A 15,218-nucleotide genomic window follows, 5' to 3' on the forward strand; every position below is an offset into this window, starting at 1 on the left:
TGCTTAGGCAATATACCTTTATTTACTAATCAAGCCATTTGCGAAAATATTTTACAGAAAATACTTTCGTAAATAGCTAAATTCTATGCTTTTTTGCTATTCACTATGCTGTTACTATATAGCAAGGTAGTAGAACCTGAGCCGGTAACATCAAGCTGAGCAATCAGATTGCGCAAATCTTCATCAGTAGAAACATTGGCAAGAAGTGCATTGGCTTCTAACATAGTTAGTGACATTTTGATTCTCCTTAAATGAACCTTTTTGATTAAAAACTGAATTTAACAACAGCATTGGGGATTTTTTTACTATATGCACCATCATATTCATAAATGGTGAGAGCTTCTTTTAATACAGCAATAACAGATTCTTTTGACATCTCTGGTACATTTGAAATATCTATTTCCAATAAATCCCAAGCAAGCAAAAAAGGATTATCTGAAAAAGAATGCGGGCAATGAGTGCGTTCAATTATCAAAGGTACACGCCGCCTTTGGAAATTGAGAACAGCAACTCTTTTATTTGTTGGCTCGGGACGCCCACTCATACCAGTCTCCATAATTGTCTTTGCCATGATGAAATAAATATCTTTATCTCTATCTATCGTCCAAGCATGCCAAAACCCTGACGGTCTTCCATTTTTCCACTCTCTGTCAGATGGAAAAAAACCTCTCATTAACTCATCAAGTCCATATTTCTGAATATCTTCTTCAGAAACAATCTCATTTACAAAAGCCATAATACGTATCCTTCATTTAAAGTGTGGTAAATAATTAAACCCTTAATTTTTATTGCTTAGGCAATATGCCTTTGTTTACTAATCAAGCCATTTGCGAAAATATTTTACAAAAAACGCTTTCGTAAATGGTTAAATTCTATGCTTTTTTGCTATTCACCATGCTACCACTATATAGCAAGGTAGTATAACCCGAGCCAGAAACATCAAGTTGAGCAATCAGATTACGCAAATCTTCATCAGTAGAAACATTGGCAAGAAGTGCATTGGCTTCTGTCATGGTAAGGGACATTTTGATTCTCCTAAAATTTTAGTGATTAAAAACTGAACTCAACAACGGTATTGGGGATTTTTTTACTATATGCCCCATCATATCCATAAATGGTGAGAGCTTCTTTTAATACAGCAATAACAGATTTTTTTGACATCTCTGGTACATTTGAGGTATCTATTTCCAATAAATCCCAAGCGAGCAAAAAAGGATTATCTGAAAAAGAGTGTGGGCAATGAGTGCGTTCAATTATTAAAGGTACACGCCGCTCTTGAAAATTAAGAACAGCAATTCTTTTGTTTGTTGGTTCAGGTCTATCACTCGGCCCTATCTCTTTAATTGTTTTAACTATCATGAAATAAATACCTCTATCCCTATCTATCGTCCATGAGTACCAAAACCCTTCAGGTCTTCCTCTCCCTCCTTTACCCCAATCAAGATCGAAAGGATGGAAATCACCCATAAGCTCATCAAGCCCATATTTCTGAATATCTTCCTCAGAAATAATTTCATTCACAAAAGCCATAATATATATCCTTAGTTTAAAGTATGGTAAATAATCAAACCCTTGATTTTTACTGCTCAGGCTGTATGCCTTTGTTTACTAATCAAGCCATTTGCGAAAATATTTTACAGAAAATGCTTTCGTAAATAGCTAAATTCTATTCTTTTTTGCTATTCACTATGCTGTCGCTATTACTATGCAACAAAGTAGTAGAGTTCAGAACCTGTAATTTAAGCACAGACAGGCTGCCTGAAAGCATGGAAACTCAGTCCCGTGCTTTCAGGCAGCCTGTCTAATAAATTTTGACCCATCGAATACATTACCCAATCCCCGCAGATACAGATAAATAACGTAATGATGCTTAACATTTTTTGGCATACTACACCCTTTTATTTTAGGTATGCAACGGTAAAATTAGGCTTTTACACAATTTCCAAACAACATGCCACACTGCTGCCTCTACCCAGATAATTGTTGCCGTGATACAGGGTTTTAATAGCATTTTCTTCATTGCCTTCACCGCCGTTTAACACATCATCGCCGTAATAGCCATACAAAGTATCATTGCCCGCCATGTCTTGATTATGCTGATGCCCCTCAACAGAATCATCGCCCAATAAAATGTCGTTGCCCTCGCCGCCATGCAGCTGGTCATTGCCTTGACCGCCGTATAACTCATCATCGCCCTCGCCGCCGTCCAAAACATCATCTCGTATTCATCGGCAACAGCAACCTTTTCTTGCCCCTCATCGATAGCGAAATCACCTCACAGTCAATCATTATCACTGCCGCCGATTAAATAATCGTGTCCGCCGCCTGCCATATGGTCATTGCCGCTGCTGCCATTGAGGCAATCTTTGCCATGATATTTACCCGATACCGTATCAAGGTAATCACTAAAGAGGTCAAGCAGTGGTTCGGATGCGGTTTTGCTGCTGAAGATGATGCTCAATTGGTTGAAAATTACTTTAATCAGCTGAAAGAATATAAGCGAATTGCCATAAGAGCCGATAAAATGGATTTGTTTTTTCGGCTGTGATTTATTTTTGTGCTGCTGAAATTAATCTATGCTGAGTTTTAAATATCCACAGACTCTAGAATGATGTATCAGGTATTAGCCAAAGTAACTAGATTGAAACCAAAAAACTTTTTATAAAAAACAGGCTGCCTGAAACCGTTTTCAGGCAGCCTGTTTATCTTTCAATTAAATCCGCTTCAATTCAACATTCAATTTCAGCGTTTTTGCGTGCGTAGTACCACCAATTAATCAGCACACAAGTTATATAAAACACAATAAACCCAACCAGCGCGGCAACCGGGCTGCCGGTAACGGCGAGGGAAGTACCAAAACTTTTCGGGATAAAAAAGCCGCCGTATGCACCAATCGCACCCATAAAACCCACCACAGCGGCAGATTCGCGCGCGGCATCGTTTCTTGCTTGGTAGAGCATGTCTTCGCTGGCATTTTTCAGACGCAGCTCAGTGAGTGCGGAGAAAATGCGCGGTGCTTGAGCAAACGTAGAGGCATTGCCCACGCCGGTGAACGCAAACAGCAGCATAAAGCAGGAGAAAAAGCCCCAGAAATTACCGCCCATGCCGTTATGCGGCAGAAAGAAAATCACGCCGCACACCGCTAAAATCATAATGATGAAGCTGTATTGCGTTACTTTACCCGCCGGTACACGGTCAGAAACCCAGCCGCCGACTACCCGCGACAACGCGCCGACAAAAGGACCCAGAAAAGCATATTTGGTGGGATCAACCATCGGAAATTCAGATTTGGTGAGCAAAGGAAATGCTGCGGAAAAACCGATAAATGAACCGAAAGTACCGATATAAAGCCAGCACATCAGCCAATTGTGTTTGCGTTTAAAAATCACTGCCTGTTCTTTGAACGAGGCTTTGGCAGAGGAAATATCATTCATGCCAAACCAAGCGGCAATTGCGCAAATGGCGATAAACGGCACCCACACAAAGCCGGCGTTTTGCAGCCAAATAGAGCCTGTACTGCCGTCGGCATTTTTCAAGACTTGCGGCTCGCCGCCAAACGCGCCGAACACACCGGCGGTGATCACCAGCGGCACCACAAATTGCACCACCGATACACCCAAATTACCCAAACCAGCGTTAATGCCCAGTGCATTGCCTTTTTCCGCTTTCGGGTAGAAAAAGCTGATGTTTGCCATGGACGAGCTGAAATTAGCACCGCCGAAACCGCACAATAAAGCCAACACCAGCATCAGTGCATAACTTGTGTTTGGGTTTTGCACACAAATACCCAAGCCAATGGCAGGAATCAGCAGGCTGGCGGTAGAAACCGCAGTGAATCGGCGGCCGCCGAAAATCGGCACCATAAACGAATAGAAAATACGCATGGTTGCCCCTGAAAGTGCGGGCATCGCGGCAAGCCAGAACAATTGGTTTTTGGTGAATTCAAAACCCACTTGCGGCAGCTTAACCACCACAACACTCCACACCTGCCACACCACAAACGCCAGCATCAAACTCGGCACGGAAATCCACAGATTGCGGCGGGCAATGCTGCGTCCGCTCTGTGCCCATTGGCTGGGGTTTTCCGGCTGCCAATCGGTTAATAATTTTGCCATTACAAATACTCCTGATTATGATTATTGAATCATTGATTATTTTTTAAATTTGCCTTCAGAAATATACATCCATATCAAGCTCACCAGCACGGTAACAAACATCAGTGCGAAACTGCTGGAGCGGATTCCGGTGAGGTCCACCAGTGCGCCGAACATAATCGGCAGTAGAAAGCCGCCCAAACCGCCCGCCAGACCCACCACGCCGGATACTGTACCGATGTCTTTCGGAAACTCATCGGAAATGTATTTGAATGTAGAGGCTTTACCAATTGCCATGGCAATGCCCGCCAAGAACAGTAGCACCGTAAACATGGTTACCGAAATGCCCACTTTTTCTTGCGGAAAACTCAATAATAAGAAAATGGCGGCACAAATCCAGAACACCCATTCAGTAACCCGCCGCGCACCGAAATGGTCGGAAAACCAGCCGCCCACAGCACGCAATACACCGCCCGGCATAGAGAAACACGCTGCCAGAAAACCGGCGGTTGCCAGCGGCAGGCTGTATTGGTCTTGGTAGTAATGCACCATCCACAAAGACAAACCCACATAACCGCCGAACACCACAGAATAATACTGACTGTAGCGCAATACGGCACTGTCTTTCATCAAGCGCATTTGGTCGCCCAATTTCACTGTGGGCGGAACCAAATGTTCCGGTTTGCTGTAGGTGAACACCCAAAACAAAATGGTGGTAACCAACAAAATTACGCCGTACACATTCGGCAGCATTTGCCAGCCCCATGCACCGATGATGGCGGGAGCCAATAATTTATTCACTGCCGCACCGGCATTGCCCGCGCCGAATACACCCATTGCCAAGCCTTGGCGTTTCGGCGGAAACCAGCGGGCAACATAGGGTGTGCCCACCGAAAACGAGCCGCCGACCAAGCCCACCCACAAGCCGATAATCAAAAATTGCCAAAACTGAGTAGCCACTTGCAGTAAAAACACCGCGGGCACACTCACCAGCATCAGCAGGAAAAACACAATCCGTCCGCCGTAGCGATCAGTCCAAATGCCCAGCGGCACACGAATCAATGAACCGGATAACACCGGCATTGCCGCCAAAATACCGAATTCGGTTTCAGACAACCCCAAGGTTTTTTTCAGCGGCACACCCAACACCGCAAAAATCATCCACACCATAAAACAGACCGTAAAAGCCACCGTACTGGAACCCAGTACACTGTATGCTTTGTAATTGTCGGTTTTCATAAAACACCTCACCATCATTTGAGTAAAGAAAGATTAACAGGTTTCAGGCTACGCCGATTTTTCCTCACTCAATATTGCCCGAATGACCGTAAACGGTGTTTTTTTGGGCTAAGGCAAACTAATTACTTTTGATGAATAAAACAATAATGATGGCTTATTGGCATGTTCACCGATTTAAGGATACGATTTCACTGTTTCCACACGGCGCAGCCCGCCGTTTTTCAGAAAACCTTATGACAAATAAACCCTTACACAGCCTTTCAGCCACTTTATTAACAGCCATTGTGTTTTGGCTTATCGGTGCATTGCTGTTCACAGGCATGACCTTAAATTTATCGTGGGAGCTGGAAAGCGGCGGTATTGCCATCAATGATGCAGGCAGCCTGCGCAAACGCATGTATCACATGGCAGCACTGGCCAGTTTGCCGCAGCAGCAAGAACAAATTGCCAAAGAAGAAGCGGATTTTTATACCGTATTAACCCGTTTAAAAAATCTGCACGCCGGAAACTGGCTGCACAGCGAAAACAGCACCGTACAAAAGCAGCTGGATGACATTTACGTTACCGCTGCTGAATTTATTCAGGAATTCAAAAAATCAACCCAAGAACCAACCCATTTAAACGTGAATCAATTGCAAGAAACCACGCAATTCATTTCCCAAATAGACCGTTTGGTAAAAACCATCGAAACCGAAAACACCCAGAATATCCAATTGCTGAGGCTGTTTCAGTTTATGCTGATTGGCATGGTGGTGTTGTCGGCATTTATCGCACTGCTGTTTTTAAATCAATTGGTGATTAAACCGCTTACCCGACTCAAAAACGGTATCTTGCAAATCGGGCGCGGTGATTTGAGCGTACGCATTTCCGAAGAAAACGGTGATGAATTCAGTGAAGTGGCGGGCGGTTTTAACCGAATGGCATTAAACTTATCCGATGTATATGATCACTTAGAAGCCAAAATTCATGAAAAAACCGTGGATTTGGAGGAAAAAAATCATGTTCTGCGCCAAATGTATGACATCACCGCTTTTTTGCACGAATCACAAACACAGGAAAACATGATCGAAGGCTTCCTGAAACACATTTTGAATTTAAGCCAAGCACAAGACGGCTCTTTGAAACTCTTTGACAAAAACAGCGGCAACAGTAACGCGTCCGTTAACCCGTATGAAAACAGCCCGCATGAAAACACCGTTTCAGAGTCAAACGAAACCAACAAAATCACTGAAACCCAATTCCTCATTCAGCACAACCAAGACAATATTGGTCAAATGAGTCTGTTTTTCAGCAATGAAGCGGCTTTGAGCGCGGCACAAATCAAGCTGATTGAAATCTTGTGCAGCCAATTGGGCGTATCCATTGAAAATCAGCGCAGCATTCAATTGGAAAAACAGCTGGCGGTGATTGAAGAGCGCAACCTTATGGCGCAAGGTCTGCATGACAGCATTGCCCAATCTTTATCTTTTCTCAACCTGCAAGTGCAAATGCTTGGTCAAGCCATTGCCAAAAAGAACTTTGAACAAGCCGAAGAAAATTTGAGATTTATCCGCGAAGGCGTACAGGAAGCATACGACGATGTCCGCGAATTATTGCTGAATTTCCGCACCCGCATCGGCAATCAAGGTTTTGCTGATGCCGTACAATCGGTTATCGCCCGCTTTCAGAAACAAACCGGTATCGAAATCAGCAGCAGCATCAATCAAAACGAGCCGCCTTTAGACATGGAGCAGCAATTACAAGCCTTATTTATTCTTCAGGAAGCCTTATCCAATGTACGCAAACACGCCCATGCCACTCATGTAACCATCACCATCAGCTACCAGCCGAACTTTATATTAACCGTGAATGACAACGGCTTTGGTTTTGATATGACAAGCATTCACAACAAGCAAGACAGGCATGTGGGTTTGGGCATCATGAACGAGCGCACCAGCCGCGCCAAAGGCGAATTGTGCGTAAAATCCGTTTTACAGCAAGGCACTCAAGTGATTTTAAATATTCCCAACAATACGAAGGAAACATCATGACTCCCGAGAAAATTCGCATTTTGCTGGTTGATGACCACAAATTGTTTCGCAGCGGCATGAAATTTTTGCTGACACAGCAAACCGATTTTGATGTTATCGGCGAAGCGTCCGACGGATTGGAGGGCGTGAAACTGGCTGAACAATTAAAACCCGATGTGATTTTACTGGATTTGGACATGCCGGTAATGAACGGGCGCGAAGCCTTGCCGCAGCTATTGAACAGCAATCCCGAATTAACCGTATTGATGCTGACCGTATCAGAAGACGTTGTTGATTTAAAAGAATGTATGCGCAGCGGTGCAAAAGGCTATTTGCTGAAAAACATCGATACCGATTTTCTGATTGACAGCATTCGCAAAGCCGTGGACGGCGACAATGTTTTATCACCGGAAATCACCACCAAGCTCATTAATCAATTGCGTTCTCCCCAGCAGCCGACGCTTGAAAACACCATTCACGAAACACTTACACCGCGTGAACGTGAAATTTTGGCGTGGCTGGCAAAAGGCGTGAGCAATAAGGTTATCGCCCGCAAGCTGGATTTGGCAGAAAGCACGGTTAAAGTACACGTTCAAAACCTGCTGCGCAAATTGGAACTGCACAGCCGCGTTCAGGCAGCCGTCTATGCCGTGGAACATGGTTTAGACCAGTGCTAAACACCCGAAAAACAATTTCAGGCAGCCTGAAAACAAGCCGCAGCGGCGGCTTACTTGTTATCGCACCGCATATACAACTGCGGTAATCTGCTGTTGCCGCCGCCAAACAGCCAAAATCAAATGAATTACCGTGCTTTGACTGCTTTTGGCGGCTTTTGACCATTTACGCATGTTTCAGGCAGCCTGAAACATGAAACGGCTGTATCTGTTTAAACAATACTTAAAAGCACAATCAAATGCCGTATTCATCTTTCCGCCCCAAAATCATCGCATCGCCGTAGCTGAAAAATCGGTATTGCGCGGCGATGGCATGTTGATAAACAGCACGGATTTCATCAACACCGGAAAACGCGCTCACCAACATCAGCAAAGTGGATTTGGGTAAATGGAAATTTGTGATTAAGCGGTCTGCCGTTTTAAACGAATAACCCGGCGTGATAAAAATATTGGTATCGCCCCTGCCCGCTTTCAGGCTGCCTGAAAGCGCGGCAGATTCCAGCGCGCGCATGGCAGTAGTACCGACCGCCCACACCCGTTTCCCCGACTGCTTGGCGGTTTCAATGGCATCAACCGTGTCTTCGCCCACTTCATACCACTCATTGTGCATTTTGTGCTCGGCAATATTGTTCACACGCACAGGCTGAAACGTGCCCGCGCCCACATGCAAAGTGATTTCACGCAATACCGCGCCTTTGCCGCGCAAACGCTGTAATAAATGGTCGGTGAAATGCAATCCTGCGGTGGGCGCGGCAACCGCACCTTCGTGTTTGGCATAAACGGTTTGGTAACGCGCGTTGTCTGTGTCATCGGCTTCACGCTCGATATACGGCGGCAAAGGCATGTGTCCGATGCGTTCCAACAACGACCACACATCTTCTTCACCGAAAAAATGCAGACAAAACAATTCGCCGCGCCGCTCCGTCATGGCTGCCTGAATGCCGCCGTCAAACCACAAACGCGTATTCGGCTTGGGCGATTTGGACGCACGAATATGCGCCAACGCCGTGTGTGCATCAATCACCCGCTCCACCAACACCTCAATTTTGCCGCCGCTTTCTTTCTGCCCAAACAGCCGCGCCTTCATGACCTTGGTGTTATTGAATACCAAAACATCGCCTGCGTTCACATAATCCGCCAAATCGCGAAACCATCTATCCGCCAAAGGCTGCTGCGGCAAAGCCGCCAGCAAACGGCTGCCGCCGCGCTCGGTGCTCGGTTGCTGCGCAATCAGCTGCGGCGGCAAGTTAAAATCGAAATCATTGATGTGCATGGCGTTTTGCAGGTGTTAATTTAGGATAAAAACGCGCATTATAACGCGGCCGCTGTGGCAAAATGACTGGTAATTATTTTTAAAAATCGGAGAAATAAATGAAAAAATATCTGGCGGCAGCGGTTTTGGCAGGCACACTGAGTGCATGCATCGAAAGCGGCAATGTGAATACGCAAGGCGAATCCACCGCCAATACCAATATCGGCACAAACATCGCCAAAACGCTAATCGACAATCAATGCCGCACCGAATTGAATCAGCGCAGTGAATGGAAATTGATTGTCATGGCAATGACTGCCGAACAAAAACAGCGGTGGGAAGATAAAATTTGCGGGTGCGCATCAGAGGAAGTACTGCAAAGCATCACATTAACCGATATGGCAAAATTGCTCGACCCCAATCAGCGCACACAAGTATTGGCTGATGTATCGGTAAAAACCGTTACCGCCTGCGTCAATCGGCTGATGAAGTGAGGTGTAAGCTGTAAGCATTCCCGGCGTCGTTTACAGTATTGATAGGAAAATGCTGTCATAAACAGCCATAGAAAGAACCCGTTTACTGCCATATCAGTATCAAGAAACAGGGTGGTTTGGCACAGAAGAAAATACACGCGTTGCCGATTTATCGGCTACCTGTTGCCTCATCAGACCCACCCTGTATCAAGTCTTAAAGAAATACGTTTGCAAGTATTCACACCCCAAAACAGTACTGCCGTTTTAAACAAGCACGTTACGGCATGAAGCGTTTGGCAAAATCAGCGCAGCAGATTTTTTCAAAGAACAATCAATTTGGATACAAACAGCCACCGTTTCCACTTCAAGCTTGAGAAAAAAACCATTCTTTCTGTCTTGCTCTAAGATGTGAACCATGTTCACAAAAGCACAGAAAGAATATAACGATGAGCGATAAAAACTGGTTCAAATTCACCATTAATGACATTGGCACTGTTGAAGTCAATGGCAGCAATGATGTGGTGAAAACCGCGATTGCGGCAATCGGATTAGTGGTCATCGGAGCAACTTGCTTGTATTACTCTGTCTTAAATCAATCGATGATTCCCGCCGCTGCGATAGCCATCAAGACATTTATCAAATAAGACACATCAAGTAAAGGGCACGATATGAGCAGTTTATACCTTGATAAAAAAGGCTTGACCTTACGCACCCAAAAAGACACCCTGTTGATTTACGAAGCAGACCGCCGCGTTGCCAACATTCCCTTGCGCCTGTTGGAACGGCTGATGATTATCGGGCAAATTCAGCTGACCGCTTCGGTTTTGGGCAAGCTCGGCAGCTTGGGCATCGGCGTGGTTGTGTTAAGCGGTTTGAAGCATGAAATCAGCTTGCTTTTGCCTGCCAAAGCCGATGCCGCGCGGCGATTAAATCAATATCGGCATTGCACTCAAAACGCCCTACCTTTGGCGCAACAACTGCTGGCGGATAAATTCAGTACGCAGCAAGCACATTTGCATCATTATCAAACCACCGACCACAGCCTTTGGCAACATTGGCACACCCAAATCAACCAAGCGAAAAGCCTCGAAACCCTGCTGGGCTTGGAAGGGCAAGCCGCCAAATACTATTGGCGGCAACTGGCAAGCCTGTTGCCTGCCGAATGGCTGTTTCAGGGCAGGAAAAAGCACCCCGCGCCCGACCCCGTTAATGCCCTGCTGTCTCTCAGCTACACCCTGCTTTATGCCGAAAGCGTTCGCCTGCTAACCGCTGCCGGTTTAGATTCATCTTTGGGCTTTTACCACCAGCCGCAAGCCAATCGCGCTTCACTGGCGTGCGATGTAATGGAACCCGTTCGCGCCGACATTGATCGCTGGGTGTGGCAACACCTCTTACAAGGCACTTGGCAAGCGAGCGATTTTGAATACCAATACGGCGCGTGCTTGTTACATAAAGCCCAACGCCAAGCCTACTACCCCTTGTTTGAAGCCGATGCTGCCGGCTGGCGGGCACATTTAAAGCAAGAAATCCACACTTGTCTTAACCGCTTTAACATTGAGTGCGCCAACACGGAAAACGATACCCAATGGCAAACATGGGCACAAATATGCCGCAAAACATCAAACAACTGATGGTGTATGACATCGCCGATAAGCAACGTTTACAGCGCATCTACCGCCGCTGCAGTCAATCCGCCTTGCCTCTGCAAAACAGCGTATTTTTGTATCAAGGCGGTTGGGCGGAATGGCAGCACTTATGGCAGGATTTGCAAAAGCTGTTGCAAATTGATGAAGATTCCTTGTGGGTATTTCGCTTGGATAATCGTTTGTATTGCCGCCGATTCGGCAAGAAAATCTTACCCGACGGCGTGATTTTAACGGGGGATTTATGCCTGAACGCACTGATTACTTGATTTGCTACGACATCGGCAACAGCCGTGCCCGCCGCAGCGTTGCCCAAATGTTACAAGCCTATGCCATCGGCAAACAAAAGTCGGCGTATTTGTGTCGGCTGACTTTGGCGGAACGGCAGCTATTGGAACAAAAATTAAACGATTTACTGGCAGACAATGATGCCTTATTGCTGCTCAGCCTCGGAGAACATTATCCTGCTCACTATTTGGGGCTGGCGAAACCATGGGAAACGCCGTTTTTTGTGGTGGCATAAACCGTGTTTCAGGCTGCCTGAAAAAAACGGTATGACAGCAATAACAAAGCGTGAGAAAATAACAAATATCGCTTGCGGTTTAATCGGTTGGCATTGCCAATAATGACAACAAGCACTGAAACTGCCTTTAACAAAACTTAGGAAAGTAAGTTTTTGATAAGATTTTTATTTACACAAATAAACAAAAATCTATTTGATTTACTGGAGTATTTTTTGTAAAGGGCTGGGGGATTCAAACCCCCTGATTTCAAAGGGATTAAGACAAATCAGGGTATTTTTCTTGCGTTTCCTTGATACGGGATTCAAACCCCCTGATTTCAAAGGGATTAAGACGCTTCGCTTTCTGACTGCTCGCCGCTTGCTGTTGGGATTCAAACCCCCTGATTTCAAAGGGATTAAGACGGATTGACTAAACTCATGTCCGCTGCAACAACACGGGATTCAAACCCCCTGATTTCAAAGGGATTAAGACAATAACATTTGTTTCACCGCATTATGGAACCAGGGGATTCAAACCCCCTGATTTCAAAGGGATTAAGACTTAGCAAGGCTTGCCATAATCGCATCAATAGCATCTTCTGCCATTGAACCGGTACGACCTTTTAACGCCTTATCTCTGCTTTGGTTGATTTTTGTTTGTCCTTGAACAATAACATCATCAATATCACTTTCTTTATTATCACCGGTCAATGGCACATACAAAGGATTTGCTTTAAAAGCATCATATTCAGTTTGTGTAATTCTTCCGCTGTTTAAGTCAATATCTAACTTATGGTGCAATAATTGGTACAATGGCTTAGCAATTTCTTCCAGCTTTTTCTTCGGAATTAGTTTCTCAAAGTTAGCAACGACCAAATCAGATTTGGCGTTATTGTATCCACCGGCAACACCGCGTTTAAATTTATTTTCCTGCGGATTAGGATTATTGACATCACTTTGCCTGTTCAATAAATCACGTTTCGCAATAAGCATTTTGTTATAACTTTTATCATCTTGCTTTTCGTTATATATTTTTTCCGCTGCGTTGTACGCATTTTCATCTTGCCGAATTAAGTCTGTATTTTTGATTTTGGCGTAACGGGCGGACATCCAATAGCCAACGATACGCTTCACATCTTCCGCGTCCATTTTGTATTCGACCGCCGCATCGCTCATCAATTTAAAAGCAGGTTTCAGATAGCTTACTTCCGCTTCGCTGTTCAATGCCGTGCGGATACCCCCTGCGCGGTACATGGCGGATTTAAGGTCAAGCTGCAAACGTTTACCAATAGGTAAGCCCTCAGTCCAGCGCAAAACGGGAACTAAGTTATCGGCGAACAATTCCAGTCCGGTATCAATGACTTCATCTTTCAGCCACTTTTTAAACGCGCTGTAGTTCTGAATACTGGGTTTTTGCCAAACACTGTCTGATTTCCCTGTTTTTGAGAAATCAATAATTTCATTGCTTTGTCTGCTGAACCGCTTGTTTTCTTGACCTGCATCAACTTTTTCAACAAAAGGATTGTTTTTTCTATAGCCTTGTAAATTCCTTTCTGTTAGAATGCGCTTACGCCCTTGGGTGTTGCGTAGCGTATCGGACAATCGGAGTCCGACCGTTCTTGGCACAACCTCACGGGCTTTTTCTTTGTCCGCGTAACGCAATAAACCATCGTTCAACCAACGACCATACGGTTTTGTACTGTCCGTATTATCATAAGCGTTTACCAACAAATGCGTTTCCAGAGCATCATCTTTCGGCTCAAGAATGATTAAAGCAGGATTACCACGCACTTGCTCCGGCGCAACAAACACCAATCTGTCTTTCACCGTTTCACTGTCAAACACCAAAGCAGGGTTATCAATCCAGTCAGGGATTTTTTTCCACACTTCAGCCGTCATATTGGCATGATTGTACTTACTGTCTATTACCTTGCTTTCTTTTAAGACAACAGGCATATCACCATAGCCAAGCATATCCAGCATATCGGAACGGTTTAGTACAGTTACACCGACACGATTTGCTTTCTCATCGCTAAACAGTTCATCAATCCGCCGCTCATAAGCTGCTTTTGTGGCATCTGTTCGGCTGTAGCGAATATCATTGTTGTCGGCATCAAACGTGCCAGTGTTATCAGTTGCTGATTTGACTTGATTTGGGTTAAACGCCGCATATTCTGCATAGCCGTCTCCCTCATCAATTATCGTACCGTCATATCCTTGTTTAATTAACTCTTCTCTTACTTTAGTGCCTTGCATATCAGAAGAGGGTTTTTCTGTTGGTTGCCGGATATTTAAAAAGTAACTGCCGGATTTTCCATAATCACCAGCCTCTTGCTCATCTTGTGAAAAGAAAAATGCAGGAATATCGGCATCACGTCTGGCTTTTGACAAATCAAACTCTGTAAACTTGTCTGATGTACCGTGATAAACCACCAGCGGTTCACCTGTTTCTGCGTTCACCACCTTAGAAGCGTTATCAGGGTCGTTCTCCCAATCGCCGAACCATTCTTTAAATTCAGGCGTGCGTACCTGCACCCACTGACGATAGTTCAAATCAGTATCACCGTTGGCTTTGACTTCGTTATAAGCCTCTTCACCGCCGTATTGTTTAGCGGTTTCTTTAAATGATTTCTCATTAGAGCCGACACGGCTAAAGTACTTCTCTTGGATATTCACATCATCTTCATAGAAGATAACGTAATTATCAATCGGCTTTCTGTTAGCTTTTCTGCTGCCTTCACCAAGATACTTGATGCCTTTAACACCATGTTTCAGTAACTCAAGCGAGGCTTCTTTTTCAGGATTTTCGCGATTACGATTTTCAAATACCAAGTCTTCATACAGTTCTCCGCCGTTCATATCTTTCGGAGGGGCATTGCCATACTCGTCTATTTTGACGTATATCTCTTCCAATGCGTCTTGAACTTTCGGCGGCTGTTTATCAAAGACAGCATTTTCATCAAGCATTTCATCAATTTCAGGAATATCAACGCGATAAAGCTGCCCTTTAACTTTTTTGACTTTACCGTCATCAATAAGTTTCATTGCTTTAATAACATCTTCTGCACGAGCATAAAGAGTATTTTTTATAATAGTTATTTGATAATCATCCAATAATTCACTGGTAATCTTATAGGGGTTATCACTATTATCATCAACAGACTTTTTCAGTTTTTCATAGTCGTCTATTTGAACTATGATGCCATCAATCATGTCATATCCGCGAATATCACTCTCCATAAGAATATCTACTGACAATTTTTCAATATCGCTAATGTATCTATCTGGCTCGTTATAAATATCTAATAAATTATATACTTTTCCATTGATAC

At 44.5% G+C, this 15,218-nt stretch carries 16 protein-coding genes, 1 pseudogene and 1 CRISPR repeat array; of the genes and pseudogenes, 7 read left to right on the top strand and 10 right to left on the bottom strand.

What is annotated here, in order from left to right:
- Positions 1-83: 83 nt before the first annotated feature.
- The 8 genes from Q384_RS13165 to Q384_RS03490 all read right to left on the bottom strand — a co-directional run bounded on the left by Q384_RS13165 (position 84) and on the right by Q384_RS03490 (position 5,333).
- On the bottom strand, positions 84-236 hold the full coding sequence (locus Q384_RS13165) for a hypothetical protein (RefSeq protein ID WP_156956427.1): 153 nt from the start codon (positions 234-236) through the stop codon (positions 84-86).
- A gap of 29 nt (positions 237-265) precedes the next feature.
- Positions 266-736: a hypothetical protein gene (locus Q384_RS03465; RefSeq protein ID WP_037585994.1), complete on the bottom strand. Its 471-nt coding sequence runs from the start codon at positions 734-736 to the stop codon at positions 266-268.
- A gap of 136 nt (positions 737-872) precedes the next feature.
- A complete protein-coding gene (locus tag Q384_RS13170; protein WP_156956428.1) occupies positions 873-1,025 on the bottom strand; it encodes a hypothetical protein in 153 nt (50 codons plus the stop codon).
- Between the two features lie 25 nt (positions 1,026-1,050).
- Complete coding sequence (locus tag Q384_RS03470; RefSeq protein ID WP_037585995.1) at positions 1,051-1,530, bottom strand: hypothetical protein; 480 nt, start codon at positions 1,528-1,530, stop codon at positions 1,051-1,053.
- A 401-nt stretch (positions 1,531-1,931) separates the two neighbouring features.
- Positions 1,932-2,210, bottom strand: a complete 279-nt coding sequence (locus Q384_RS03475) for a calcium-binding protein (RefSeq protein WP_037585997.1) — start codon at positions 2,208-2,210, stop codon at positions 1,932-1,934.
- Positions 2,211-2,281: 71 nt separating this feature from the next.
- Entirely contained in the window at positions 2,282-2,461 is a 180-nt protein-coding gene (locus Q384_RS13175) for a hypothetical protein (protein WP_156956430.1), read from the bottom strand.
- Between the two features lie 268 nt (positions 2,462-2,729).
- The gene (locus tag Q384_RS03485; protein WP_037586000.1) at positions 2,730-4,115 is read right to left on the bottom strand and encodes a NarK family nitrate/nitrite MFS transporter; all 1,386 of its coding nucleotides are present in this window, start codon (positions 4,113-4,115) and stop codon (positions 2,730-2,732) included.
- A gap of 36 nt (positions 4,116-4,151) precedes the next feature.
- Positions 4,152-5,333, bottom strand: a complete 1,182-nt coding sequence (locus Q384_RS03490; RefSeq protein WP_037586001.1) for an MFS transporter — start codon at positions 5,331-5,333, stop codon at positions 4,152-4,154.
- A gap of 233 nt (positions 5,334-5,566) precedes the next feature.
- On the opposite strand from Q384_RS03490, the gene Q384_RS03495 reads away from it, so the two are divergent.
- Together Q384_RS03495 and Q384_RS03500 are read left to right on the top strand one after the other, a co-directional pair.
- Entirely contained in the window at positions 5,567-7,363 is a 1,797-nt protein-coding gene (locus tag Q384_RS03495; protein ID WP_169740830.1) for a histidine kinase, read from the top strand.
- Positions 7,360-8,019 (top strand): response regulator, encoded by a 660-nt coding sequence (locus tag Q384_RS03500; RefSeq protein ID WP_037586003.1) that lies wholly within the window; start codon positions 7,360-7,362, stop codon positions 8,017-8,019. Before Q384_RS03495 ends, Q384_RS03500 begins: the two co-directional genes overlap by 4 nt.
- A 232-nt stretch (positions 8,020-8,251) precedes the next feature.
- On the opposite strand, the gene queA is transcribed toward Q384_RS03500, so the two are convergent.
- Positions 8,252-9,289: a tRNA preQ1(34) S-adenosylmethionine ribosyltransferase-isomerase QueA gene (gene queA, locus Q384_RS03505; RefSeq protein ID WP_037586004.1), complete on the bottom strand. Its 1,038-nt coding sequence runs from the start codon at positions 9,287-9,289 to the stop codon at positions 8,252-8,254.
- A 98-nt stretch (positions 9,290-9,387) separates the two neighbouring features.
- Here queA and Q384_RS03510 point away from each other — a divergent pair, with 98 nt between their 5' ends.
- The 5 genes from Q384_RS03510 (at position 9,388) to cas2 (ending at position 11,907) form a co-directional block, all read left to right on the top strand.
- Entirely contained in the window at positions 9,388-9,762 is a 375-nt protein-coding gene (locus Q384_RS03510) for a hypothetical protein (protein ID WP_037586005.1), read from the top strand.
- A 425-nt stretch (positions 9,763-10,187) separates the two neighbouring features.
- On the top strand, positions 10,188-10,385 hold the full coding sequence (locus Q384_RS03515; RefSeq protein ID WP_037586006.1) for a hypothetical protein: 198 nt from the start codon (positions 10,188-10,190) through the stop codon (positions 10,383-10,385).
- Positions 10,386-10,409: 24 nt separating this feature from the next.
- Positions 10,410-11,372: a CRISPR-associated endonuclease Cas1 gene (cas1, locus tag Q384_RS03520; protein ID WP_051940376.1), complete on the top strand. Its 963-nt coding sequence runs from the start codon at positions 10,410-10,412 to the stop codon at positions 11,370-11,372.
- On the top strand, positions 11,327-11,653 hold the full coding sequence (locus Q384_RS03525) for a CRISPR-associated endonuclease Cas2 (RefSeq protein WP_037586007.1): 327 nt from the start codon (positions 11,327-11,329) through the stop codon (positions 11,651-11,653). Before cas1 ends, Q384_RS03525 begins: the two co-directional genes overlap by 46 nt.
- Positions 11,629-11,907 (top strand): CRISPR-associated endonuclease Cas2, encoded by a 279-nt coding sequence (gene cas2 / locus Q384_RS03530; protein WP_037586008.1) that lies wholly within the window; start codon positions 11,629-11,631, stop codon positions 11,905-11,907. The genes Q384_RS03525 and cas2 overlap by 25 nt, the downstream gene beginning before the upstream one ends.
- Positions 11,908-12,134: 227 nt before the next feature.
- Positions 12,135-12,448: a CRISPR direct-repeat array (repeat unit 36 nt; unit sequence GGGATTCAAACCCCCTGATTTCAAAGGGATTAAGAC).
- A 1,079-nt stretch (positions 12,449-13,527) separates the two neighbouring features.
- Here cas2 and Q384_RS14480 read toward each other — a convergent pair.
- A pseudogene (locus tag Q384_RS14480) lies at positions 13,528-15,126 on the bottom strand (ADP-ribosyltransferase-containing protein); the annotation flags it as partial.
- Between the last annotated feature and the right edge of the window lie 92 nt (positions 15,127-15,218).

The sequence above is a fragment of the Stenoxybacter acetivorans DSM 19021 genome (assembly GCF_000745895.1).
Classification (GTDB): Bacteria; Pseudomonadota; Gammaproteobacteria; order Burkholderiales; family Neisseriaceae; genus Stenoxybacter; species Stenoxybacter acetivorans.